This window comes from Phenylobacterium sp. (assembly GCF_031181185.1).
Classification (GTDB): Bacteria; Pseudomonadota; Alphaproteobacteria; order Caulobacterales; family Caulobacteraceae; genus Phenylobacterium.
In genome coordinates, this window is the sequence record NZ_JAPSKZ010000055.1 from 1 (window position 1) to 20,511 (window position 20,511).

Genomic DNA, 20,511 nt, shown 5'->3' on the forward strand with positions numbered 1-20,511 from the left:
GAACAGCTTGATCACCGCTTCCGGGTTGGAGAGGCCCAGCCCCGTCCACCAGTCGTTCTCCGGCTCCCGGATGGCGACGCGGCCCAGCGGCTTGTCGCATTTCGGCAGCTCGGGCGTCGCCGCGTTCTTCGGCGCCTTCTTGTCCATGCCGTATTGCGCGGCCGCCGGCCCTGCGGCCAGCACCGAAACCAGGACGCCCATGGCGGCGCCCAGCGCCATCGTCTTGCGCATGTCTCTACCCCTTCGACTTGAAGGGGCAGAGCTAGGCCCGGTCGGCCCCTAAGGGGCCGCCCTTGCGATCAACCGCGTCGGTGGAGCGACGAACGTCAGCAGGTCGTGCCGCCGTCCACCACGATGGTCTGGCCGGTGGTCCAGGCGCCCGCGCGCGAGGCCAGGTAGATAGCCGCGCCGGCGAGGTCGTCGGGCTCGCCGAGGCGGCGCAGCGGCGTGCCCGAGCTGGCGCGCTTTTCGCCTTCCGGCGTGTCCCACAGCGCCTTGGCGAAGTCAGTCTTCACCAGGCCCGGCGCGATGCAGTTCACCCGGATGTTGTCCGGTCCCAGCTCCTGGGCGAGGTTGCGGGCCAGCTGCATGTCGGCCGCCTTCGAGATGCAGTAGGCGCCGATCACCGTGGAGCCGCGCAGGCCGCCGATGGAGGAGACGATGATGATCGAGCCGTCCTTCCGCTCACGCATCTCGGGCGCGACCATGCCGATCAGCCAGTTGTTGGCGATGATGTTGTTCTCGAGGATCTTGCGGAACGCGTCGTCCGTGATGTCCAGCTGGCTGCCGTAGAACGGATTGGACGCGGCGTTGCAGACCAGGATGTCGATCTTGCCGAACGCCTTGCGGGTCTCGTCGACCAGCCGCTGAAGGTCCTCCTTCGACGAGATGTTGGCCGGCACGGCGATCGCGTGGCCCGGCCGCGTCTCGTTGATCAGGTTCGCCACCTCCTCGCAGGGGCCGGCCTTGCGCGACGAGATCACCACCTTGGCGCCCTGCTCGGCCATGCGCTCGGCGATGGCCCGGCCGATGCCGCGGGACGAGCCGGTGATCACCGCCACCTTGCCCGTCAGGTCGAATAGGCCGCCCGCGCCGACCTTCAGTCTGTCCATCACCTCGCTCACGGCGCTCTCCCAAACAATTGTTTGACTTCGAGCCGGCATTTGCGCCGCAGGTTGCCCCTCGGTCAAGGTGGACGCCGGGGCAGGATGCCGTATCTTCGAAAAACGATGCGGCCGTCCAAGAGCCGCAGAACGCCCGCGGGGGGAACGTAGATGAAGGTGTTCGCAGGGCTTGCCGCCCTCGCGCTCGCGGCCGGCGCCGCGTGGGCGGTCGGAACCGAGCTCAGGGCCCAGTCGGCCAATCAGATGCCGCATCCCGGATCGGCGATCTACCGGATGCGCTGCGCCGCCTGTCACGACAATCCCGGCGACACCAAATCCCCCAGCCGCGAAACGCTCAGCAAGATGAGCTACCAGGTGATCAGCTTCGCGCTGACACAGGGCAAGATGCAGGCTCAGGGCGCCGGGCTCTCGGAAGAGGAGCGCGGCCAGCTCATCAACTACCTCACCGGGCGCTCAGCGGTCACCACCGACACCTGGAGCGCGGCCATGGCCTGCGAAGGCGGCCGCAAGGCCCCGGGCCTGAGCGCCCAGCCGGCCGTCGCGAGCTTCGGCTTCGACGCGCGTCAGACGCGCGTCCTTACCGCCCGGCAGGCGGGCCTCACCAAGGCCGGCCTCGGCAAGCTGAACCTGGCCTGGGCGATCGGCTTCCCGGACGTGACCATGATGCGGGCCCAGCCGGCGGTGGTCGGAAACACCGTCTTCCTGCCGGTGGCCGAGGCCTCGGCCATGTACGCCTTCGACGTCAGCGATCCCGCCAAGCCCTGCGTGAAGTGGGTCTACAACACGCCGGGCGGCGCGCCGCTGCGGACCAGCGCGGCCTATGGCGTCATCGCCGACGGCACGCCGGTGCTGGCCTTCTCGGGCCTCGACACCACCGTCCACGTGCTGGACGCCCGCACCGGCAAGCCGCTGTGGACCAAGGCGGTGGGGACCTATTCCTACTCGCTGACCACCGGCACGCCCGTGGTGCTGAAGGACCGCGTCATCGTGCCGGTCAGCCAGTTCGAGATCATGCAGGCCTACGACAACAACGTCACCTGCTGCACCAACCACGGCTACGTCCTGTCGCTGGACCCGAAGACCGGCGCCCAGCAGTGGCGCTATGACACCATGCCCGACGCCCAGCCGGTCCGCGACCGTGGCGACGGCAAGCCGCTGATGGGGCCTTCGGGCGCGCCGATCTGGAATTCCCCGCTGGTCGATGAAAAGCGCGGCCTGATCTACTTCGGCACCGGCGAAAGCAACTCGCCGCCGGCGCACCGCAACACCAACGCCCTTATCGCCATCCGGCTGAAGGACGGGACCGAGGCCTGGAGCCACCAGGCCACGCCGGACGACATCTTCAACGTCGGCTGCGGCCCGAACGGCCGGCCTGAGCTTCTGAACTGCGTGAAGGGCAACGAGACCGTTTACCGTGACGTGGACTTCGGCGCCTCGCTGGTGCTCGCCAAACTGAAGAACGGTAAGGAACTGGTGCTCGCGGGCCAGAAGTCCGGCACGGTCTGGGCGCTCGAGCCTGAGACGGGCAAGGTGGTCTGGCGGCGCGACATCGGCACGGGCACGCCGCAGGGCGGCATCCATTGGGGCCTGGCCTATCTCGACGACACGGTGCTGGTTCCGGTGGCCCATATCGGCCGGCCCCTGCCCGGCGGCCCGCCGATCGATCCCAAGCTGCAGCCCGGGATGTACGGCGTCGACGCCAACACCGGCGAGCTGAAGTGGCAGTACTCGGTCACGCCCTCCTGCGACGGCGAGCGGGGCAAGAAGGCGCCGCGGTGCGAGCGGGTCTATGGCTTCTCGGGCGCACCCACGGTCATCGACGGCGCGGTCATCCAGGGCAGCCTCGACGGGCGGCTCTTCGTGATCGACGCCAAGACCGGCCAGCTCCTGTGGACCTACGACACCCTGCGCGACTTCCAGACGGTCAACGGCGTCGCCGGCAAGGGCGGCTCGATCGACTCGGCGTCCATCGTCGGCGTCAACGGCCTGGTCCTGGTGGGCTCGGGCTACGGCATGTTCGGCCAGGCGCCCGGCAACACCCTGCTGGCGTTCAAGCCCAAGCCCTAGCGGCAGAGGCCGTAGCGGCCGAAGTCCAGATGCAGGTGGTCGCTGTGGGCTGCGTTGTAGTCGGGGCTCAGCACCGCGCGAAACCAGGGGCAGGCGCCGTCGCGCACCCGCCGCAGGAAGCGTCCGCGCCCATCCTCGGCGCGGAAGTCCCGCACCACCGTGACCCGCCGACCTGAGGCGGTGCGGAAGGCGGCCACGTCCAGGGCGTTGGCGAAGGCGTGCTCGCTCCGCCGCCCTTCCGCGCGGCCGTAGATGTTGCGGCAGGCGTAGGAGCCGTAGTGCTCCACGCGCACCACTGGCTCGCCCAGCTCCGCCCGCGCGGCCGGCTGCACCACGTGGCGGCTCCAGAACGCGTACCCCAGCGCGACCGGACAGGTGACCACCGGCGCAGCCGGCGCCAGCCGGACCGCCGTCCCGTCACGGATGCGGACCGTGTTCTCGGTGGCGCACTCGCCGAAGTCGCGGTCCGGCTCCTCCACGAACGTCACCCGGCCTTGCGCCAGCACCCGCCGGCACAGCGCGGGATCCTGCGCCGCGCGGGCGAACTTGGCGCGGGTGGCCAGGCCCACCGGCTGGTCCAGGCGCAGGGGCGTCCAGGGCAGGTCCTGCGGCGGGGCCCAGGCGTTGACGGCGATCACCAGCAGGAAGGCCGCCACCGCGACGTCCAGCAGTCCGGCCCACAGGCCGGCCAGCGCCAGGGTCTCGGGCGAAACCGGCTTCAGCTTGGGAGGGCGAGGCGGCACGGGCCTGCAACGGACCGGAACGCTTGCGGTTCAGGCGCAGCACGGCGAAGCTTCGCCGGCGGGGAGGAATGGTCATGAAGATCGTGGGACGGATTGCGCTCGGCCTCGTGGCCGTGCCGCTGGTGCTTTTGGCCGTGGTCCTCGTCAGGACCTTCACGTACCGGCCGCCCGCCGGCCTGACCGCTTCGGACGTGCAGGTCGCAGCGCCGATCCCGGTCGACCTCGGCCGCGCCGCACGCAACCTCAGCGCCGCGATCCAGATCCCGACGGTCCGCCACCAGGACCGGGCGCAGGATCAACTCGCCGAATGGGGTCGGCTGCACGCCTTCCTGCAGGCGACCTATCCGGCCGCCCACCGCGCCATGAGCCGCGAGGTCATCGACGCGCAGACGCTGATCTACACCTGGGCCGGCTCCGACCTCACGCTGGCGCCCATCATCCTCATGGCTCACCAGGACGTGGTGCCGGTGACGCCCGGCACGGAAGGCGCCTGGAAGCATCCGCCGTTCGCCGGCGTGATCGCCGGTGGCGCGGTCTGGGGCCGCGGGGCCATCGACGACAAGGGTTCGCTGATCGGCCTGATGGAGGCCATCGAGACGCTGTCGGTCCGGGGCTTTGCGCCCAAACGCACGGTGATCCTGGTGCTCGGTGGCGACGAGGAGGTGCAGGGCTCGGGCGCGCAAGCCGCCGCCCGCCTCCTGAAAGCGCGCGGCGTCTCCGCCGAGTTCGTGCTCGACGAGGGCCTGGTGATCCTGAAGGACAATCCCATCACCGGCGGCAAGCTGGCGGTCATCGGCACGGCCGAGAAGGGCTACGCCACGCTGAAGATCACCGCGAGGGCGGCGGGTGGCCACTCCTCGGCCCCGCCGAAGGACTCCGGCGGCGTCGCCACCCTCGCCCGCGCGGTGACGGCGATCGTCGACGACCAATTCCCGATGGCCTTCCGGGGTCCGGGCGCCGACATGCTGAAGGCCGTCGCCCCCGAGGCCGGCTTCCCCGTGAAAATGGCGGTCGCCAACGAATGGCTGTTCCGTCCGCTGCTCATCGGTCAGGTGGGCGCCACCCCGCCCGGAGCCGCCCTGCTGCACACCACGATCGCGCCCACGATGCTGAAGGGGAGTCCGAAGGAGAACGTGCTGCCGCAGGACGCCACCGCCTGGATCAACTACCGCATCGCCCCCGGCGACACGCCCGACACGGTGATGTCGCGCGCCAAGTCCGCGGTCGGCGACCTGCCGGTCACCCTCGCCTGGAACACGCCGCCCGCCTCGCCGTCGGCCGTCTCGTCCACCAGCTCGCGCGCCTGGCAGGTGGTGTCCGCCACTGCCGGCGCAGTCTCCGGCGCGCCGGTGGCGCCCAGCCTGGTGACCGCCGCCACCGACAGCCGCTGGATGCAGCCGGCCGCCCGTGACATCTACCGCTTCCAGCCGGTCGAGCTCGCCCTCGCAGACGTGCAGCTGATCCACGGCACGAACGAGCACCTCACGCTCCGGAACCTCGAGAAGATGGTGCAGTTCTACGGCCGTCTGATTGTCACCGCCGCCGGCTGAAGCGGAAATTCTCGCCACCCCGCTTGCCGGAACCCGTCGGGACCAATAACTCGGTAAGAGAGACTTTGCCGCGAGCGCGAGGCGCGCCCGACGGCCTGCAAGGAGCCGCCATGCTGAAGTGGACTGCCTACATGGACGACGACGGGGACGAGGACGACAAGGGCCGCCTGCCCGACATGCCGATGACGGCGGGTCCCGTCCAGAACGCCCTGTTCAAGTCCCGTACGGTCCTTGTGTTCGGCGAGATCGACATGCGCCTGGCCGAACGGGTCACCGCCCAGATCACCGCCCTGGCCTCGGAAAGCGACGCGCCGATCCGGATGATCATCAACTCGCCGGGCGGCCACGTCGAAAGCGGCGACACCATCCACGACATGATCAGCTTCTGCGGCGCACCGGTGAAGGTGATCGGCACCGGCTGGGTGGCCAGCGCCGGGGCGCACATCTATCTGGGCGCCAAGAAGGAAAACCGGCTCTGCCTGCCGAACACCCGGTTCCTGCTGCACCAGCCCTCGGGCGGCGTGCGCGGCCAGGCCTCGGACATCGAGATCGAGGCGGAAGAGATCATCAAGATGCGTGAGCGCGTGAACCGGATGATCGCTCGCGAGACCGGCCAGCCCTACGAGAAGATCGACAAGGACACGACCCGGAACCTCTGGATGAGCGCCGAGCAGGCCGTCGAGTACGGCATCGTCTCGCGCATCATCACGAACACCTCCGAGGCTTAAGGTCCGATGCAGCCGTGGTGGAAGGGCGCGGTCCTCTACCACGTCTACGTCCGCAGCTTCTTCGACAGTGACGGCGACGGGCACGGCGACCTGCCCGGCGTCCTGGCCAAGCTCGACTACATCGCGGGCCTGGGCGTGGACGGGATCTGGCTGTCGCCGATCCACCCCTCGCCCAACCGCGACTGGGGCTACGACATCGCCGACTTCGAGGGCGTGCAGCACGACTACGGCACGCTCGAGGACTTCCAGGCGCTGCTCGAGGCCGCCCACGCCCGCGGCCTGAAGGTCGTTCTGGACGAGGTGCTCAGCCATACCTCGGACGAGCATCCGTGGTTCGTCGAGAGCCTGACCGGCGGCAAGGACGGTCCCAAAGCGGACTGGTATGTCTGGGCCGACCCGAAGCCGGACGGGACCGCGCCGAACAACTGGCTTTCGGTGTTCGGCGGTCCGGCCTGGGCCTACCAGCCGAAGCGGCGCCAGCACTACCACCACAAATTCCTGCGCCAGCAGCCCAAGCTGAACTGGCGCAACCCCGCCGCCCGCGAGGCCGCGCTCGGCGTGCTGGACTACTGGCTAGACAAGGGCGTCGACGGCTTCCGGCTGGACGTGGCCGGGACCTACCTCCACGACGAGACGCTGACCGATAATCCGCCGGTCCCGCCGGGCGAGCGCACCGGCCTGCACTGGAGCCATGCCGGCAACCTGCAGCGGCACCTGCACGACTCCAACCTGCCCGAGAACGTCGAGGTGCTGGACGTCATCCGTCGACGGGTCGAGGCGCACGGCGACAGGTTCGTGTTCGGCGAGTTCTCGGAAGAGGAGGCCCGCTGCGGCGCCTACTGCAGCCGCGAGGACGGGCTCCACAGCGGCTACACCTTCGTGATGCTGCTGGCCCGCAAGCTCGATCCGGCCTTCGTGCGCGAGCACTACCGGACCCTGGCCGACTATCCCGTCCACTGGCCGACGATCAGCTTCTCGAACCACGACGTGCCGCGCACCGCCAGCCGCTTCGGCGACGGCTCGCCCGAACTTGCGAAGATGATGTTCGCCCTGCTGCTGGCGCTGAAGGGCACCACCCTGATCTACCAGGGCGAGGAGCTGGGCCTGCCGCAGGCGAAGCTCACCCGGGATCAGCTGCGCGACCCGGTCGGCGACCTCTACTGGCCTTACGACGGCGGACGGGACGGCTGCCGCACGCCGATGCCGTGGAACACCGACGAGAACCTGGGCTTCACCACCGGCACGCCCTGGCTGCCGGCCGCCGAGGAGCATCGCGCCCTGACGGTCGAGGAACAGGCGGCCGACCCGGACTCCGCCCTGAGCTTCGCCACCGCCATGATCGCCTTCCGCAAGGGCTCGGCGGCCATGCGCTTGGGCGAGATCCGGTTCCTAGACCTGGCCGGCCCGATCCTCGGCTTCGTGCGCGAGCACGCAGACGACCGGATCGCCTGCCTCTTCAACTTCTCGGCCGAGCCGCGTTTCGTCTCCGCGCCGGAGCTGGAAGGCGCGGAGCTCTTGGACCTGCGCGCTGGGGACGCCGACCTGCGCGGCGGCTCCATCGGCCTGTCGCCCTACGCGGCGGCGTTCCTCAAGCTCGCCTGAGCGGGTAGAAGGCCGCCATGGCCGAAGGCGACGCCCAGAATCGGAACAAGCCCGCAGGCGCTCCGACGCTGAAGTTCGGCCAGGGCTTCCTGGCCGACATCTGGTACTTCGCCGCGCTCTCGTCCGACCTGAAGCCGGGCAAGCTGGCGCGCCACGAGATCCTGGGCGAGCCGGTGCTGCTGGGCCGCGGAAATGCCGGCGAGCTCTTCGCGCTGCGGGACATCTGCCCGCACCGCGCCGCGCCGCTGTCGGCAGGGCGGATCGTGAACGACACCGTCGAGTGCCCTTACCACGGCTGGCGTTTCCGCGCCGACGGAGCCTGCGCGGCCATCCCGTCGCTCACCGGCGACCAGGCGATGGACGTCGGCCGCATCCGCGTGCGCCGCTATCCCGTCGCCGAGAGCCAGGGCCTGGTGTTCGTCTGGATCGGCGACGACGCAGCTTCCGAGCCCGACCAGCCGCCGCCGACCTTCCCGGGCGTGGTGGGCGGCCGCCCCAAGCTGGTCGACCGCATGGTCTTCGACGCCCACATCGACCACGCGGTCGTGGGCCTGATGGACCCTGCGCACGGCCCTTACGTTCACCAGCAGTGGTGGTGGCGCTCCAAGGCCAGCCAGCACGAGAAGTCCAAGCGCTTCGAGCCGCGCGATGCCGGCTTCGCCATGGTCCGCCACGAGCCGTCGAAGAACAGCCGCGCCTACGCGATCCTCGGCGGCCAGCCGCTGACTGAGATCACCTTCCGCCTGCCCGGCCTGCGTTGGGAGCACGTCACCGTCGGCCAGCGCGAGGTGCTATCGCTGACGTGCCTCACCCCGATCGACGAACGCCGGACGCGGATCACCCAGATCGTCTGGTCGGACCACCCGGCCTTCGTGCTGCTGAAGCCGTTCATCGCCGCCGGCGCGCGAGCCTTCCTGCGCCAGGACGGCCACATGGTCGACCTGCAGAACGAGGGCCTGCGGTATGACCCGACCCTGCTCTGGATCGACGACGCCGACCGGCAGGCCAAGTGGTACCAGCAGCTGAAGCGCGAGTGGGCCGCCAGCCGCCGGGAGCGCCGTCCGTTCAAGAACCCGGTCGAGCCCGCCGTCCTGAGGTGGCGCAGCTAGTTCAGGTCGTCGCCTTCTGCGGCGGCTCCGAGCCCGTGAACACCACCCGCGTGCCCTTCTTGACCGCGCTCGCCAGCTGGCGGGCGTCCCAGTTGGTCAGCCGCACGCAGCCGTGGCTCGCGGTCTTGCCCACCAGGCGCGGCTCGGGAGCTCCATGGATGCCGTAGGTGTCCTTCGTCAGGTCGATCCAGACGGCGCCCACCGGATTGTTGGGCCCAGGCTTGATGTCCAGCTTGCCGGCCGACTTGTCGCCGAAGTTCAGCTTCTTCGGGTCGTAGTTCCAGTGCGGGTCGAACGCGACGACGTTGACCGCCCACTCGCCGTCCGGCGTCGGCATGTCGGACGAGCCCACCGTCGCCGGATAGGAGGCCAGCAGCGTTCCGTCGGCTCCGTAGGCGCGGACCTGGTTGCGCGCCTTGTCGACCTCGACGAGGCTGACCGGGACCATCAGCGTCTCCGGCGGCGGGGCGACGACGATGATCTTCGTCCCGGGGCGGCCGAAGTCGGCGCCCGGGTTCAGCGCGGTCAGCAGCGCCTCGTCCATGTGGAACTTCTCGGCCAGCGCCTCGAGCGGACTGGTGAAGGCCAGCTTCTCCAGCTTGGCCATGTCCTTGTATTCGGTCGGGATCTTCTCGACGAACGGTCCGGCCACGTCCTGCTCGCCGATGACGTAGTCGGTCATCACCGGCTGTTCGTCCTTGACCAGCAGGTTCCACACTTCCTGGTCCAGCTTGCCGTCCTCGGGCAGGCCGCGGGCCCGCTCGAACGCTGCGACGGCGTTCTTCAGGTTCTCGCCGTCCGCGCCGTCGATCGCGCCTGGCGAGAAGCCCGCCCGGGCCAGCAGCACCTGGGTCCGGATCATCAGCGCCCGATGGGCGTCGGGCGCCATGGCCTGGCCGGCGGGCAGCATCACGAACTGCGCGCGGTCGATCGCCTGGGCCACGGGCGAGGACGAGGGCGTCACCGGCGGCGGCGCGTTCAACGGCGCCGGCTTCACGTCGGGCGCGCGCGCCTGCTCCCCGCCGGTTTCGCCGCAGCCGGCCAGCACGAGCGCCGCCGCGCCCGCCAGGAAAAGCGCCTTCGCCGATTTCATGCTGGACCTCTGGGTTGCGCCGCGCGTTTGCTGCCGGCGTGATGGTGAAGGTCTCAAATGCGCTGAAGTTCCTGGGCGCGGTCGCGGCGTCCGTCGCCCTCCTGCTGCTCCTGGTGCTGCGGGTCACCAGCTGCGCGCACGCGCCCCGTCAGCAGCCCGCGCCCGGCGCGACCCCGCCCGAGGTGGTCGAGCGCCGGCCCGATCCGCCGGGCTGCGTCAGCGCCGGCTGGACCGCCGCCGCCCAGGCCAACGCCCAGAACCTGAAACGCCAGGCATGGGCCCCCTTCGGCCGCACCGAGGTCGGCTGGGAGACCTATGCGCCCCTGCTACAGCGCGAGGTCGGCACCGCCTGCCCGCCCGACTCCGAGGGCTTCGCCGCCGCCTTCGCCGCCTGGCAGGACGAGCACAACCTCTCGCCCGACGGCGTCGTCGACGAGACCGACTTCCAGTTCGTCAAGACCGCGATCCAGACGCGCCGCGACATGGTCAAGCTGAGCGCCCAGGGCATCTGCCCCGAGACGGCCGACGAGATCGCCGCCGCGCGGACGGACGAGGGCTACATGGGCAAGCAGGTGCATCTGCGGCCGGGCGCCTTGCAGGCCTATCGCCGGATGGTCGCCGCCGCCCGGGCCGAGGACCCCGAGATCGCCGCCGACCCACGCAACCTGACCATCTTCTCCGGCTACCGCTCGCCCAGCGCCGACGCCGCCCGCTGCGCCCAAGAGGGGAACTGCGACGGCGTGCGCCGCGCCCGCTGCTCGCCGCACCGCACAGGTCTCGCCATGGACCTCTACGTCGGCCAGGCGCCCGGCTATCCGCCGGACTCGAGCGCCGACCCGAACCGGCTGTTTATGAGCAAGACGCCCACGTACCGTTGGCTCGTGGCTAATGCGGGGCGCTTCGGCTTCGTGAACTATCCCTTCGAGCCCTGGCACTGGGAATGGACGGGCGAGCAGCCCTGAACGCCCGACTTGTGTTGCACCCGTCCAGGTGGCGCCACTAGGCTGGCGCCCATGGCCAGCTTGACCGTGAACGGCGTGGAGATCGCCTACGACGACATCGCCCCGCCGGGCCCGCCCGGACGCACCGTCGTCCTGCTCCACGGCTTCGCCTCCAATCGCAACGAGGGCTGGCGGCGCACCGGCTGGTACGGCGCCTTCGAGCGCCGCGGCGCCCGGGTGATCGGCCTCGATCAGCGCGGGCACGGCCAGAGCGCCAAGCCGCACGACCCTCAGGCCTACGCCCGCGACGCCATGGCGGCCGACGTGCTGGGCCTGCTGGACGAACTTGGCGTCGGCCGCTTCGACCTGATCGGCTATTCCATGGGCACGCGCACGGCGCTGCAGGTGGCGCTCGCCGCGCCGCAGAGGGTCGACCACCTGATCCTGGGCGGCGTCGGCGGCCGGTTCTTCGAGCCGCGCCAGCCCGGACAGGCCGAGGCGCTCGCCGAGGCCATGCTGGCCGAGGACCCCGAAACCATCGCCCATCCGCTGCTGCGCAGCTTCCGCCATTTCGCCGACGAGCAGGGCGAGGACCGGGCGGCGCTGGCGGCGTTCTCGCGCGCGCAGAACCCGCCCTTCGCGCCGGATCAGTTCGTCGCCTTGCCGATGCCGGTGCTGGTGGTGGCTGGCCAGCGCGACGACACCGCCGGCGACCCCGAGGACTTGGCGCGGGCCTTTCCGCACGGCCGCGGCGTCACCGTCTCCGGCTGCGACCACTTCTCGGCCATCCCGCACGCCCTGACCAAGGCGGCCGTCTTCGACTTCCTCGATGGCCTGCTGGACGATCCCTTCCCGCCGAACTTCTAGCCCGCGAGGTTGTACGCGCCGCCCGCCTCCAGGGCCTTGCGGTAGGCGGGCCTCGCCTGGAAGCGGGCGACCCAGGCGCCGAGGTTCGGCCGCGTCTGCAGCCGCCCGAAGGCGCGGGCCACCTCGCCCACGAAGCTCATCTGGATGTCGGCGGCGGTGAACTCGCCCATCAGCCAGTCGCGGCCGTCCAGCGCCTGTTCCACATAGCCCAGGTGGTTGTCGATCTCGCTGTCGATGCGCGGCTGTAGCGGCGCGCCCGCCTCGCCCAGCCGACCCACGTACAGCTGCATCATCAATGGCAGCATGGCCGAGCCCTCGGCGTAGTGGAGCCACTGCACGAAGGTTTCGTAGGCGTCGCTACCCGCGCCCGGCGCCAGGCGTCCACCGCCGTGCCGGCGCACGAGATAGTCGATGATCGCGCCCGATTCATGGACCGTCCGGCCCTGGTCGGTGATCACCGGACTCTTGCCCAGCGGGTGGACGGCCTTCAGCTCGGGCGGCGCCAGCCGGGTCACGGCGTCCCGTTCGTACCGCCTGATCTCGTAGGCGAGCCCCAATTCCTCGAGCAGCCACAGGATGCGCTGCGAGCGGGAGTCGTTGAGATGATGGACGACGATCATGCGGGCCTCCGTTTGTTTTACGGAGTAAACACATGCGCGGCACGGCGCAACGGGCTCAGCGCGGGCGGAACCCCTCGCAGATCAGGCCGATCTGACGATCCATCACCTCGGTCATCGCCTTGGCGTCGTAGCCCTTGGTGATCACCAGCCGGTAGGTCCAGGCGTAGGCCGCCATCAGCAGGTCGACGATCTCCTGCAGGTCGGCTTCGGGGCAGACATCGCCCTCCTCCACGCCCTTGGCGAGGCACTCCACGATGATTTCCTGGAGGCGGGGCGTGCGGCCGTAGGGCCGGGCGGTCGGCGGCAGCGTCCAGTCGTAGGCCGCCGCCAGGTGAGAGAGGAACAGGCGCACGTGCGCCGCCTCGAAGTTGAAGTGGATGGCGAACATTGTCCGCAGGCGATCGGCCGTCGAGCCGCGAAGGTGCGGCATCACCCGGTCCAGTTCGCCATAGAGCCCGTCCAACCGGCTCTGCATGACCTCGGAGAGGATCTCGCCCTTGGAAGCGAAGGTCGTGAAGACGCTCCCCACGGCCACCCCGGCGTGACGGGCGATGTCCCGCACCGTCGCGCCCTGATAGCCGTGGGTGTCGAACAGTTCGCGCGCGGCGGCGAGCACCCGCTGGCGTGTCGCTTCCTTCTGCGACTGCCGGGCGGCCGCCCGCCTCACGTCGGATCCGACATCAGCCTTCATGACCCCCCCAGGTCTTTCGGCCTCAGCCGCGGCGCGCGCCGGCCAGCAGGATCCGGATCTGGTCGCGGGCCCGAGCCTGGAGCGCGTCGAGGCCCCAGCCTTCGAAGATGGCCTGGACGTAGTTCGAAAGATAGGCCTCGAACAGCATCTGGCTGCGCAGCTTCACCTCGGCCTCCTGGCGGAGTTCGCCGCGCTCGACGGCGAGGTTCAGCTGTTCGACGAAGAGGTCGTGCATGCCTTGCACCGGCGTCAGGCCACGCAGGGTGGGGCCGCCGTCCGGCGACCAAGACACGCCGAAGGCGGCTCGGGCGAGAGGCAGGCGGGTCTTGTAGAAGCTGTAGCCGGCCATGAAGACCTTCAGCAGGACGTCCTCGACGCCCTTGCCGCGGCCGGCGGCCTCCCGCATCGACTCGAGGATGGTCTCGCAGTCGGCGGTCATGATTTCGCGGAACAGGTCCGACTTGTCGGTGAAGTTGGCGAACACGGCGCCGGTCGACATGCCGGCGGCTGCGGCGATGTCGCGGATCGTGGCGCCTTCATAGCCCTGCTCCGAGAAGAGGCGGCGGGCGGCCGCCAGCACCTTGGCGCGGGTCTGTTGCTTGGCGAGGGCGCGGCGGGTCGGCGCACGGACGTTGGAGTCGACGGCGACCTGGGTGGGAGAGATGTGTTTCATCGTTCTCGTGGGCTGTCCGGGGAGGGACCGGGGGGTTCTTTTCTCGATCTTGCGTCCGGGTTGCGGGCGCTCGATGAACGTGTTCATGTAACTCGTTATACGTCCGCGAAAATGGCGACGTTCGCGGCGTGGCGCAAGGGCGGGGGAACTCCGGCGCCGCTCCCGATCTACCGCATGCAGCGGCAAGCACAGGAGCACTCGGGCCAAGTCTCACGCCCAGCTTCGAGCGATGGTCGTTGAACATGATCAGCCGACCTAAAGTCAAGGCGTGTCCGGCCCAAACTGGGTTTGCGGTGGCTCCTGCCGCCCGGCGCGCCTAGATTGCGGGCATGGATCCCTTGAATCTCGTCATCTTCGCGGTGCTGGCCGTCCTCTTCCTGGTCCTCGTCGCCGGCCTGTTCACTCTGTTCCGCGGCGGCGACTTCGGGCGCTCGTACTCGAACAAGCTGATGCGCCTGCGGGTCCTCGTGCAGTTCGTCGCCATCCTGTTGCTCGCCGGCGTACTCTGGTGGCGGACCCAGTCCTGAGCGCCCATCCATGGTCACGCTGAACCGCATCTACACCCGCACCGGCGACGCCGGGACCACGCGACTGGCCAGCGGAAAGCCGGTGAGCAAGGCCGACCCGCGGGTGGAGGCCTATGGCGCCGTCGACGAGACGAACGCCTGCCTTGGGCTGGCCCGGGTCCACTCCGTCGAGCCCGCTTTCGACGCCATGCTGGCGCGCATCCAGAACGAGCTCTTCGACCTCGGCGCCGACCTGGCGACGCCGCCGAAGCCCGATGAGGCGGAAGGCGACGCCCTGCGTGTCTCCGACGCCCAGGTCACGCGGCTGGAAGGCGAGATCGACGCCCTGAACGTGCGGCTGCCGCCGCTGAAGTCCTTCATCCTGCCGGCTGGGACGCCCGCCGCCGCGGCCCTGCACCTGGCGCGCGCCGTCTGCCGGCGGGCCGAACGTGAGGCCGTGCGCCTGGCCGAGGCCGGCGAACCGGTCAGCGGGCCTGCGATGCGCTACCTGAACCGCCTGTCCGACCTCCTGTTCGTCGCGGCGCGGTTCGCCAATGACGAGGGCCGTTCCGAGGTGTTCTGGAAGTCCGGCGCGACGCGCTGAGGTTCAGGGCTGTTTCGCAGGCGGCGCCGCGGGGCGGCCGATGGCGGCGCGGGCGGCGGCCTCGGCCTGCTTGTCCTGGATGGTGCGCCCGGTGATGTCCGAGATCAGCACGGGCTGGGCGCAGACGCGCTCGGCGGGATCCCACCACTTGCGGGCGTCCGCGCACTTCTTGGCCGGAATGACCCAGCCCACGGTCCACACGATCACGCCGACGACCGCCAGGCCGAAGACGCCGAGGAAGATGAGCATCAAGCGCTCGATCGTCGGGTTCATGACGGCCTTCTAGAAGAACTCACGTTGGGGCGCCAGCGGGGCGATTTGCGGCGCCTGCGAAGGCGTTCGGGTTTGCAAAGCGCGCCGGAAGCTTTATTGCCCCGGGCGTCCCATTTTTTCGCAATGCAAATTTGAGGCGCTAGCGACCCATGAAGGTGTTGGTCCCGGTCAAGCGGGTGATCGACTACAACGTCAAGGCTCGGGTTAAGGCCGACCAGACGGGCGTCGACCTCGCGAACGTGAAGATGTCGATGAACCCCTTCGACGAAATTGCCGTCGAAGAGGCCGTGCGGCTGAAGGAGAAGGGCGCCGCGACCGAGGTGGTCGCCGTGTCCGTCGGCCCGACCCAGGCCCAGGAAACGCTGCGGACCGCTCTCGCCATGGGCGCCGACCGGGCCATCCTGATCCAGGCCAACGACCAGGACCTGGAGCCGCTGGCCGTGGCCAAGGTCCTCAAGGCGGTGATCGCCGAGGAGAACCCCGAACTGGTGATCATGGGCAAGCAGGCCATCGACGGCGACAACGCCGCCACCGGCCAGATGCTGGCCGCGATCCTCGACTGGCCGCAGGCGACCTTCGCCAGCGCCGTGGAAGTCTCGGGCGGCTCGGCCAAGGTCACTCGTGAAGTCGACGGCGGCCTGCAGACCATCGAAGTGACGCTGCCCGCCATCGTCACCGCCGACCTGCGCCTCAACGAGCCGCGCTACGCGTCGCTGCCCAACATCATGAAGGCGAAGAAGAAGCCGCTCGACGTGAAGGAGCTGGGCTCCCTCGGCGTCGACGTCACGCCGCGCCTCAAGGTCGTGAAGGTCACCGAGCCGCCGAAGCGCGCCGGCGGCATCAAGGTGGAGACCGCCGCCGACCTCGTCATGAAGCTGAAGAACGAAGCGGGGGTCCTCTAATGGCCGTTCTCGTCATCGCCGACCACGACAACCAGACCCTCAAGGACGCCACCCACAAGACGGTGACCGCCGCCCAGAAGCTGTCGGGCGACATCGACGTCCTGGTGGCCGGGACCAACGCGGCCGCCGTCGCGACTGAGGCCGCCAAGATCGCGGGCGTGCGCAAGGTGCTGGCCTGCGAAAGCGCCGAGCTCGGTCAGGGCCTGGCCGAGGCGTTCGAAGCCCTCGTCGTGCCGCTGGCTGCGAACTACGACGCCGTGCTGACGCCTGCGACCTCGCAGGGCAAGAACATCAGCCCGCGCATCGCGGCGAAGCTCGACGTGGCCCAGATCTCGGACGTGATCGACATCGTCGACGCCAACACCTTCGTGCGGCCGATCTACGCCGGCAACGCGCTGGAGACCGTCCAGTCGTCCGACGCCAAGAAGGTGATCACCGTCCGCCCGACCGTCTTCAAGGCGGCGGCGGAAGGCGGCTCCGCCTCGGTCGAGACCATCCAGGCGCCGGGGGCTCCGGCCAAGTCGAAGTTCGTCGGCCAGGAGATCGTCAAGTCGGCCCGTCCCGAGCTTTCGGGCGCCAAGATCGTCGTCTCCGGCGGCCGCGCCATGGGTTCGGCCGAAGAGTTCCAGAAGGTCATCGAGCCGCTCGCCGACAAGCTCGGCGCGGCGGTCGGCGCCTCGCGCGCCGCGGTGGACGCCGGCTATGCGCCGAACGACTACCAGGTCGGCCAGACCGGCAAGGTCGTGGCCCCCGAGCTCTACGTGGCCGTGGGCATCTCGGGCGCGATCCAGCACCTGGCCGGCATGAAGGACTCCAAGGTGATCGTCGCGATCAACAAGGATCCCGACGCCCCGATCTTCCAGGTGGCCGACTATGGGCTGGTCGCCGATTACAAGTCGGCGGTGCCCGAACTGATGGAAGAACTGTCCAAGGTCGGCCGCTAAGTTCCGACCGAAAGGTCCGAAATCAGGAGGGGCGGTTCCGCGAGGGGCCGCCCTTCTTCATGGGCTCAGCGCGGGGCCGCAGCCCGAACCGTGGCCGCGTCGGCGCGTTCGAAGGTCAGGTTCACAGAGCGCACCCCGACCGGGCTGGTCCGGTGGACCACGCCGGCCGGCACGGTCAGCCCTTCCCCGGGCGAAAGCTCCACCGTGCGGTCCGGCAGTTCGATCCGCAGGCCGCCTTCCAGCGACAGGAACATCTCGTCGCTGCCGGGATGGCTGTGCCAGTAGTACGGCTGGGTCATCACGCTGAGGCGCACCACATGGTCGTCGATCTCGGCGACCACCTGGTTGTCGTAGGCTCCGGTGACGGCTGCGGCGAGGGCGCGCAGGTCGATCTTCCCGGACATCTCAGCCCCGCGCGATCTGCAGCGGCTGTTCGGCCGCCACTCCCGCATGAGCCCGCTCGAGATAGTTCGCCAGCGGCTTCGAGGCCAAGGCGGCGAGCGCGACGGCCAGCATGAGGCTGCTGGCGAGCGCGGTTGCGATCACGTCCTTCATTTGTCCGTCCTCTGGGTTCGCTGTGGGGGCAGCGTCGCCCTCCACATCGGATGTGGGTCCCCGAGCAGCCTTCCGCGAACGATAGTTTTTGCCCGGGGTTGTTACTCGCGCTAACATCCAACCATGGTTCGGCTGCCCCCGTTCTTCGCCCTGCGCGCCCTCGAGGCGGCCGCCCGCCACAGGAGCTACAGCCGCGCGGCCGAGGAGCTGTCGGTGACCCACGGCGCGGTGAGCCAGCAAATCCGCAAGCTGGAGGAGGAACTGGGCGCCCGCCTCTTCGAGCGCCGCGGCAACGCGATGATCCCCACGGCCGAAGCCGAGCGGCTGGCGCGCGAGGTGGCCCGCGCCCACGACATCCTGAAGAACGCTGTCGGCAGCTTCACCAAGGCGGCCGAGCGCGACCCGCTGGTGGTCAGCCTGGACCCGCAGTTCGCGAACCGCTGGCTGCCCACGCGCCTGGCGGGCCTGCTGGGCCACCCCGCCGGCGCGAACCTGGAGCTGCGCGTCGATTCCCGACTCGCCAACTTCGTTACCGACGGCGCCGACATGGGCGTGCGCTACGGCGCCGGGAACTGGCCGGGGCTGGAGACCGTGCGCCTGTTCCGCGAAAGCCTGCTGCCCGTCTGCAGTCCCGAACTGCTCGCGCGCCATCCCATGAAGGCGCCGCAGGACCTGCTGGCCGCACCCCTGCTGCACCACAGCCACCGTCCCTGGAGCCTGTGGCTCGGCCACTTCGGCATCGAGTCGCCAGCCGTGCAGGGGATGATCTTCGAAGACTCCGTCATGCTGCTCGAGGCCGCCGCCCAAGGCATCGGGGTGGCGCTGGCCCGCAGCGGCCTCATCGAGCAGGACCTGCGCTCGGGACGGCTGGTGCGCCCGTTCGAGCTCGACGTCGCCTCCGAGCTCGGCTTCTGGGTCGTCTGGCGGCCCGACAGTCGCAAGCTGCGCCGGATACACGCCCTGCGCGATTGGCTGATCGAGGCGGCGCGCGGTAGCGAGGGGGCCGAGGCGGTCGAGGCCGCCTGACGCCGCGGCAAGCGGTGCTGCGGCGCAGCAAAAGCCTTGCCGCACTGCGCGAAAGGCATGTTAGAAAGCCGTCACAAAGATCGGGCGCGGCCCTCCCGCGCCGATATCGAGGCTTAGGCTGAATGGTTCAGATCAAGTCGGTCGGCGTCATCGGCGCCGGCCAGATGGGCTCGGGCATCGCGCATGTCTGCGCCCTCGGCGGGTACGACGTCCTGCTCCATGACGTGAGCGAGGAGCGCCTGAAGCAGGCGCTCGCCACCATCGAGAAGAACATGGCCCGCCAGGTGTCGCGGGGCTTCGTTGCCGCCGACGACAAGGAAGCGGCCATGACGCGGATCAAGCCCGCGGCCGAACTGCAGAGCATCGGAGGAACCGACCTCGCCATCGAGGCGGCGACTGAAGACGAAGAGGTCAAGAAGACCATCTTCAAGGCCCTGTCGCCGCACCTGTCGCCCAACACCATCCTGGCGTCGAACACCTCGTCGATCTCGATCACCAGGCTGGCGTCCACCACCGACCGGCCCGAGCGGTTCATCGGCCTGCACTTCATGAACCCGGTGCCGGTGATGAAGCTGGTGGAGATCATCCGCGGCATCGCCACGGACGCCGACACCTACGAAACCGCCGTCAACTTCGCCAAGTCGCTCGGCAAGACCACCTCGAACGCCGAGGACTTCCCGGCCTTCATCGTCAACCGGATCCTGGTGCCGATGATCAACGAGGCGATCTACACCCTCTACGAGGGCGTGGGCACCGTCGATGCGATCGACACGGCCATGAAGCTCGGCGCCAACCACCCGATGGGTCCGCTGGAGCTCGGCGACTTCATCGGCCTCGACACCGTGCTTTCGATCATGAACGTGCTGTACGAGGGCCTGTCGGACTCCAAGTACCGGCCCTGCCCGCTGCTGGTGAAGTACGTCGAGGCCGGCTGGCTCGGGCGCAAGACCGGCCGCGGCTTCTACGACTACCGCGGCGACGAGCCGGTCCCGACCCGCTAGCCCGCGCGAATCTTTGCCGGCGGCTGTCGGCATGCGGCATGCTCGTCCGTCCTTAGGTTCGGATGAGGCCATTCCCCATGCTGTACGCCCTGCTCTGCTACAACGCCGAAGACGTCGTCTTCTCCTGGACGAAGGAAGAGGACGACGCGGTGATGGCCCGGCTGCAGGTGGTCCACGACAAGCTCGAGAAGTCGGGCAAGCTCGGCCCCTCGCTGCGTCTGCTGCCGACGACGGCGGCCACGACGCTGCGCAAGAGCGACCCGCCCATGATCATCGACGGCCCCTTCGCCGAGACCAAGGAACAGCTGCTCGGCTTCTACGTCATGGATTGCGAGAACCTCGACGAGGCGCTCGAGATCGCCCGGGAGCTCGGCCGCGCCAATCCCGGCGGCGCCTATGAAATCCGTCCCATCCGCCTGTTCGTGCCCGGCGCCCTCGACGCCAGCGCGGCCGAGAAGGTGAGCGCCTAGCGTCATGACCGACCCAGCCTGGATCGATGCGGCGATCTCGGCGGCCCGGCCCCAAGCCGTCGGCGCCCTGCTGCGCTACTTCCGGGACCTGGACACGGCCGAGGAAGCGTTCCAGGACGCCTGCCTCCGCGCCCTGAAGAACTGGCCGAAGAACGGCCCGCCGCGCGACCCGGCCGCCTGGCTGATCATGGTCGGCCGCAACGCCGCTCTCGACGGCGTGCGCCGGCGCTCGAAGCAGACCGAGCTGCCGTCAGAAGAGGTCCTGTCCGACCTCGACGACGCCGAGGACCGCGCGGCCGAGAGCATCGACCACGCCGACTACCGCGACGACGTCCTGCGCCTGCTGTTCATCTGCTGCCATCCGGACCTGCCGGCGACCCAGCAGGTGGCGCTGGCGCTGCGCATCGTCTCGGGCCTGTCGG

25 protein-coding genes are annotated in these 20,511 nt (G+C 69.5%); 15 read left to right on the forward strand and 10 right to left on the reverse strand.

The genetic code is table 11. From position 1 onward, the window contains the following. The coding region (locus tag RIF93_RS08910; RefSeq protein ID WP_309090489.1) for a hypothetical protein at positions 1-231 on the reverse strand (231 nt) is incomplete at its 3' end. 95 nt (positions 232-326) lie between these two features. After that, complete coding sequence (locus RIF93_RS08915) at positions 327-1,112, reverse strand: SDR family oxidoreductase (RefSeq protein ID WP_309090535.1); 786 nt, start codon at positions 1,110-1,112, stop codon at positions 327-329. A gap of 162 nt (positions 1,113-1,274) precedes the next feature. Here RIF93_RS08915 and RIF93_RS08920 point away from each other — a divergent pair, with 162 nt between their 5' ends. Continuing rightward, positions 1,275-3,191: a PQQ-binding-like beta-propeller repeat protein gene (locus tag RIF93_RS08920; RefSeq protein WP_309090490.1), complete on the forward strand. Its 1,917-nt coding sequence runs from the start codon at positions 1,275-1,277 to the stop codon at positions 3,189-3,191. On the opposite strand, the gene RIF93_RS08925 is transcribed toward RIF93_RS08920, so the two are convergent. Further along, positions 3,188-3,934, reverse strand: coding sequence for an extensin family protein (locus RIF93_RS08925; RefSeq protein WP_309090492.1), 747 nt, complete (start codon positions 3,932-3,934; stop codon positions 3,188-3,190). The two genes, RIF93_RS08920 and RIF93_RS08925, sit on opposite strands and share 4 nt — an antisense overlap. 74 nt (positions 3,935-4,008) lie before the next feature. On the opposite strand from RIF93_RS08925, the gene RIF93_RS08930 reads away from it, so the two are divergent. From RIF93_RS08930 to RIF93_RS08945, 4 genes are all read left to right on the forward strand, one after another. Continuing rightward, a complete protein-coding gene (locus tag RIF93_RS08930; RefSeq protein ID WP_309090494.1) occupies positions 4,009-5,484 on the forward strand; it encodes a M20 family peptidase in 1,476 nt (491 codons plus the stop codon). 110 nt (positions 5,485-5,594) lie between these two features. Then, positions 5,595-6,212, forward strand: coding sequence for an ATP-dependent Clp protease proteolytic subunit (locus tag RIF93_RS08935; protein WP_309090496.1), 618 nt, complete (start codon positions 5,595-5,597; stop codon positions 6,210-6,212). 6 nt (positions 6,213-6,218) lie between these two features. Continuing rightward, a complete protein-coding gene (locus tag RIF93_RS08940) occupies positions 6,219-7,814 on the forward strand; it encodes an alpha-glucosidase family protein (protein WP_309090498.1) in 1,596 nt (531 codons plus the stop codon). 17 nt (positions 7,815-7,831) lie between these two features. Next, positions 7,832-8,923, forward strand: coding sequence for an aromatic ring-hydroxylating dioxygenase subunit alpha (locus tag RIF93_RS08945; RefSeq protein ID WP_309090500.1), 1,092 nt, complete (start codon positions 7,832-7,834; stop codon positions 8,921-8,923). Between the two features lies 1 nt (position 8,924). On the opposite strand, the gene RIF93_RS08950 is transcribed toward RIF93_RS08945, so the two are convergent. Beyond that, positions 8,925-10,016 carry a L,D-transpeptidase gene (locus tag RIF93_RS08950; RefSeq protein WP_309090502.1) on the reverse strand — a complete coding sequence of 364 codons (1,092 nt, stop codon included), beginning with the start codon at positions 10,014-10,016 and terminating at the stop codon, positions 8,925-8,927. Between the two features lie 41 nt (positions 10,017-10,057). Here RIF93_RS08950 and RIF93_RS08955 point away from each other — a divergent pair, with 41 nt between their 5' ends. Both RIF93_RS08955 and RIF93_RS08960 read left to right on the forward strand, forming a co-directional pair. Then, on the forward strand, positions 10,058-10,978 hold the full coding sequence (locus tag RIF93_RS08955; RefSeq protein WP_309090504.1) for a M15 family metallopeptidase: 921 nt from the start codon (positions 10,058-10,060) through the stop codon (positions 10,976-10,978). Positions 10,979-11,029: 51 nt separating this feature from the next. Beyond that, positions 11,030-11,824, forward strand: coding sequence for an alpha/beta hydrolase (locus RIF93_RS08960; protein ID WP_309090505.1), 795 nt, complete (start codon positions 11,030-11,032; stop codon positions 11,822-11,824). Here the strand turns inward: RIF93_RS08960 and RIF93_RS08965 are convergent. From RIF93_RS08965 to RIF93_RS08975, 3 genes are read right to left on the reverse strand one after another with little or no spacing between them, the layout of a single operon-like run. Continuing rightward, positions 11,821-12,444 carry a glutathione S-transferase gene (locus RIF93_RS08965; RefSeq protein WP_309090507.1) on the reverse strand — a complete coding sequence of 208 codons (624 nt, stop codon included), beginning with the start codon at positions 12,442-12,444 and terminating at the stop codon, positions 11,821-11,823. The two genes, RIF93_RS08960 and RIF93_RS08965, sit on opposite strands and share 4 nt — an antisense overlap. A 55-nt stretch (positions 12,445-12,499) precedes the next feature. Next, positions 12,500-13,135 (reverse strand): TetR/AcrR family transcriptional regulator, encoded by a 636-nt coding sequence (locus RIF93_RS08970; RefSeq protein WP_309090509.1) that lies wholly within the window; start codon positions 13,133-13,135, stop codon positions 12,500-12,502. Positions 13,136-13,157: 22 nt separating this feature from the next. Continuing rightward, on the reverse strand, positions 13,158-13,808 hold the full coding sequence (locus tag RIF93_RS08975; protein WP_309090511.1) for a TetR/AcrR family transcriptional regulator: 651 nt from the start codon (positions 13,806-13,808) through the stop codon (positions 13,158-13,160). 329 nt (positions 13,809-14,137) lie between these two features. Here RIF93_RS08975 and RIF93_RS08980 point away from each other — a divergent pair, with 329 nt between their 5' ends. Both RIF93_RS08980 and RIF93_RS08985 read left to right on the forward strand, forming a co-directional pair. Next, positions 14,138-14,335, forward strand: a complete 198-nt coding sequence (locus RIF93_RS08980) for a twin transmembrane helix small protein (RefSeq protein WP_309090513.1) — start codon at positions 14,138-14,140, stop codon at positions 14,333-14,335. A 10-nt stretch (positions 14,336-14,345) separates the two neighbouring features. After that, positions 14,346-14,918 carry a cob(I)yrinic acid a,c-diamide adenosyltransferase gene (locus RIF93_RS08985; protein ID WP_309090515.1) on the forward strand — a complete coding sequence of 191 codons (573 nt, stop codon included), beginning with the start codon at positions 14,346-14,348 and terminating at the stop codon, positions 14,916-14,918. A 3-nt stretch (positions 14,919-14,921) separates the two neighbouring features. Here RIF93_RS08985 and RIF93_RS08990 read toward each other — a convergent pair whose 3' ends face one another. Continuing rightward, on the reverse strand, positions 14,922-15,191 hold the full coding sequence (locus tag RIF93_RS08990) for a hypothetical protein (protein WP_309090517.1): 270 nt from the start codon (positions 15,189-15,191) through the stop codon (positions 14,922-14,924). 149 nt (positions 15,192-15,340) lie between these two features. Here RIF93_RS08990 and RIF93_RS08995 point away from each other — a divergent pair, with 149 nt between their 5' ends. Continuing rightward, a complete protein-coding gene (locus RIF93_RS08995; RefSeq protein WP_309090519.1) occupies positions 15,341-16,093 on the forward strand; it encodes an electron transfer flavoprotein subunit beta/FixA family protein in 753 nt (250 codons plus the stop codon). Further along, on the forward strand, positions 16,093-17,037 hold the full coding sequence (locus RIF93_RS09000; protein ID WP_309090521.1) for an electron transfer flavoprotein subunit alpha/FixB family protein: 945 nt from the start codon (positions 16,093-16,095) through the stop codon (positions 17,035-17,037). The genes RIF93_RS08995 and RIF93_RS09000 overlap by 1 nt, the downstream gene beginning before the upstream one ends. A gap of 65 nt (positions 17,038-17,102) precedes the next feature. Here RIF93_RS09000 and RIF93_RS09005 read toward each other — a convergent pair whose 3' ends face one another. Beyond that, positions 17,103-17,441 (reverse strand): cupin domain-containing protein, encoded by a 339-nt coding sequence (locus RIF93_RS09005; protein WP_309090523.1) that lies wholly within the window; start codon positions 17,439-17,441, stop codon positions 17,103-17,105. A gap of 1 nt (position 17,442) precedes the next feature. Then, positions 17,443-17,592, reverse strand: a complete 150-nt coding sequence (locus RIF93_RS09010; protein WP_309090524.1) for a hypothetical protein — start codon at positions 17,590-17,592, stop codon at positions 17,443-17,445. A gap of 123 nt (positions 17,593-17,715) precedes the next feature. On the opposite strand from RIF93_RS09010, the gene gcvA reads away from it, so the two are divergent. The 4 genes from gcvA to RIF93_RS09030 all read left to right on the forward strand — a co-directional run. After that, the gene (gcvA, locus tag RIF93_RS09015; protein WP_309090526.1) at positions 17,716-18,618 is read left to right on the forward strand and encodes a transcriptional regulator GcvA; all 903 of its coding nucleotides are present in this window, start codon (positions 17,716-17,718) and stop codon (positions 18,616-18,618) included. A 122-nt stretch (positions 18,619-18,740) separates the two neighbouring features. Beyond that, the gene (locus RIF93_RS09020; RefSeq protein ID WP_309090528.1) at positions 18,741-19,619 is read left to right on the forward strand and encodes a 3-hydroxybutyryl-CoA dehydrogenase; all 879 of its coding nucleotides are present in this window, start codon (positions 18,741-18,743) and stop codon (positions 19,617-19,619) included. Positions 19,620-19,696: 77 nt separating this feature from the next. Then, entirely contained in the window at positions 19,697-20,089 is a 393-nt protein-coding gene (locus RIF93_RS09025) for a YciI family protein (RefSeq protein WP_309090531.1), read from the forward strand. 4 nt (positions 20,090-20,093) lie between these two features. Beyond that, on the forward strand, positions 20,094-20,511 hold a 418-nt coding region (locus RIF93_RS09030), incomplete at its 3' end, for a sigma factor (RefSeq protein WP_309090533.1).

Coding starts and splice junctions, on each gene's coding strand:
- RIF93_RS08915 (WP_309090535.1), bottom strand. CDS start 1,112: ATGGACAGACTGAAGGTCGGCGCGGGCGGCCTATTCGACCTGACGGGC.
- RIF93_RS08920 (WP_309090490.1), top strand. CDS start 1,275: ATGAAGGTGTTCGCAGGGCTTGCCGCCCTCGCGCTCGCGGCCGGCGCC.
- RIF93_RS08930 (WP_309090494.1), top strand. CDS start 4,009: ATGAAGATCGTGGGACGGATTGCGCTCGGCCTCGTGGCCGTGCCGCTG.
- RIF93_RS08935 (WP_309090496.1), top strand. CDS start 5,595: ATGCTGAAGTGGACTGCCTACATGGACGACGACGGGGACGAGGACGAC.
- RIF93_RS08940 (WP_309090498.1), top strand. CDS start 6,219: ATGCAGCCGTGGTGGAAGGGCGCGGTCCTCTACCACGTCTACGTCCGC.
- RIF93_RS08945 (WP_309090500.1), top strand. CDS start 7,832: ATGGCCGAAGGCGACGCCCAGAATCGGAACAAGCCCGCAGGCGCTCCG.
- RIF93_RS08950 (WP_309090502.1), bottom strand. CDS start 10,016: ATGAAATCGGCGAAGGCGCTTTTCCTGGCGGGCGCGGCGGCGCTCGTG.
- RIF93_RS08955 (WP_309090504.1), top strand. CDS start 10,058: ATGGTGAAGGTCTCAAATGCGCTGAAGTTCCTGGGCGCGGTCGCGGCG.
- RIF93_RS08960 (WP_309090505.1), top strand. CDS start 11,030: ATGGCCAGCTTGACCGTGAACGGCGTGGAGATCGCCTACGACGACATC.
- RIF93_RS08965 (WP_309090507.1), bottom strand. CDS start 12,444: ATGATCGTCGTCCATCATCTCAACGACTCCCGCTCGCAGCGCATCCTG.
- RIF93_RS08970 (WP_309090509.1), bottom strand. CDS start 13,135: ATGAAGGCTGATGTCGGATCCGACGTGAGGCGGGCGGCCGCCCGGCAG.
- RIF93_RS08975 (WP_309090511.1), bottom strand. CDS start 13,808: ATGAAACACATCTCTCCCACCCAGGTCGCCGTCGACTCCAACGTCCGT.
- RIF93_RS08980 (WP_309090513.1), top strand. CDS start 14,138: ATGGATCCCTTGAATCTCGTCATCTTCGCGGTGCTGGCCGTCCTCTTC.
- RIF93_RS08985 (WP_309090515.1), top strand. CDS start 14,346: ATGGTCACGCTGAACCGCATCTACACCCGCACCGGCGACGCCGGGACC.
- RIF93_RS08990 (WP_309090517.1), bottom strand. CDS start 15,191: ATGAACCCGACGATCGAGCGCTTGATGCTCATCTTCCTCGGCGTCTTC.
- RIF93_RS08995 (WP_309090519.1), top strand. CDS start 15,341: ATGAAGGTGTTGGTCCCGGTCAAGCGGGTGATCGACTACAACGTCAAG.
- RIF93_RS09000 (WP_309090521.1), top strand. CDS start 16,093: ATGGCCGTTCTCGTCATCGCCGACCACGACAACCAGACCCTCAAGGAC.
- RIF93_RS09005 (WP_309090523.1), bottom strand. CDS start 17,441: ATGTCCGGGAAGATCGACCTGCGCGCCCTCGCCGCAGCCGTCACCGGA.
- RIF93_RS09010 (WP_309090524.1), bottom strand. CDS start 17,592: ATGAAGGACGTGATCGCAACCGCGCTCGCCAGCAGCCTCATGCTGGCC.
- gcvA (WP_309090526.1), top strand. CDS start 17,716: ATGGTTCGGCTGCCCCCGTTCTTCGCCCTGCGCGCCCTCGAGGCGGCC.
- RIF93_RS09020 (WP_309090528.1), top strand. CDS start 18,741: ATGGTTCAGATCAAGTCGGTCGGCGTCATCGGCGCCGGCCAGATGGGC.
- RIF93_RS09025 (WP_309090531.1), top strand. CDS start 19,697: ATGCTGTACGCCCTGCTCTGCTACAACGCCGAAGACGTCGTCTTCTCC.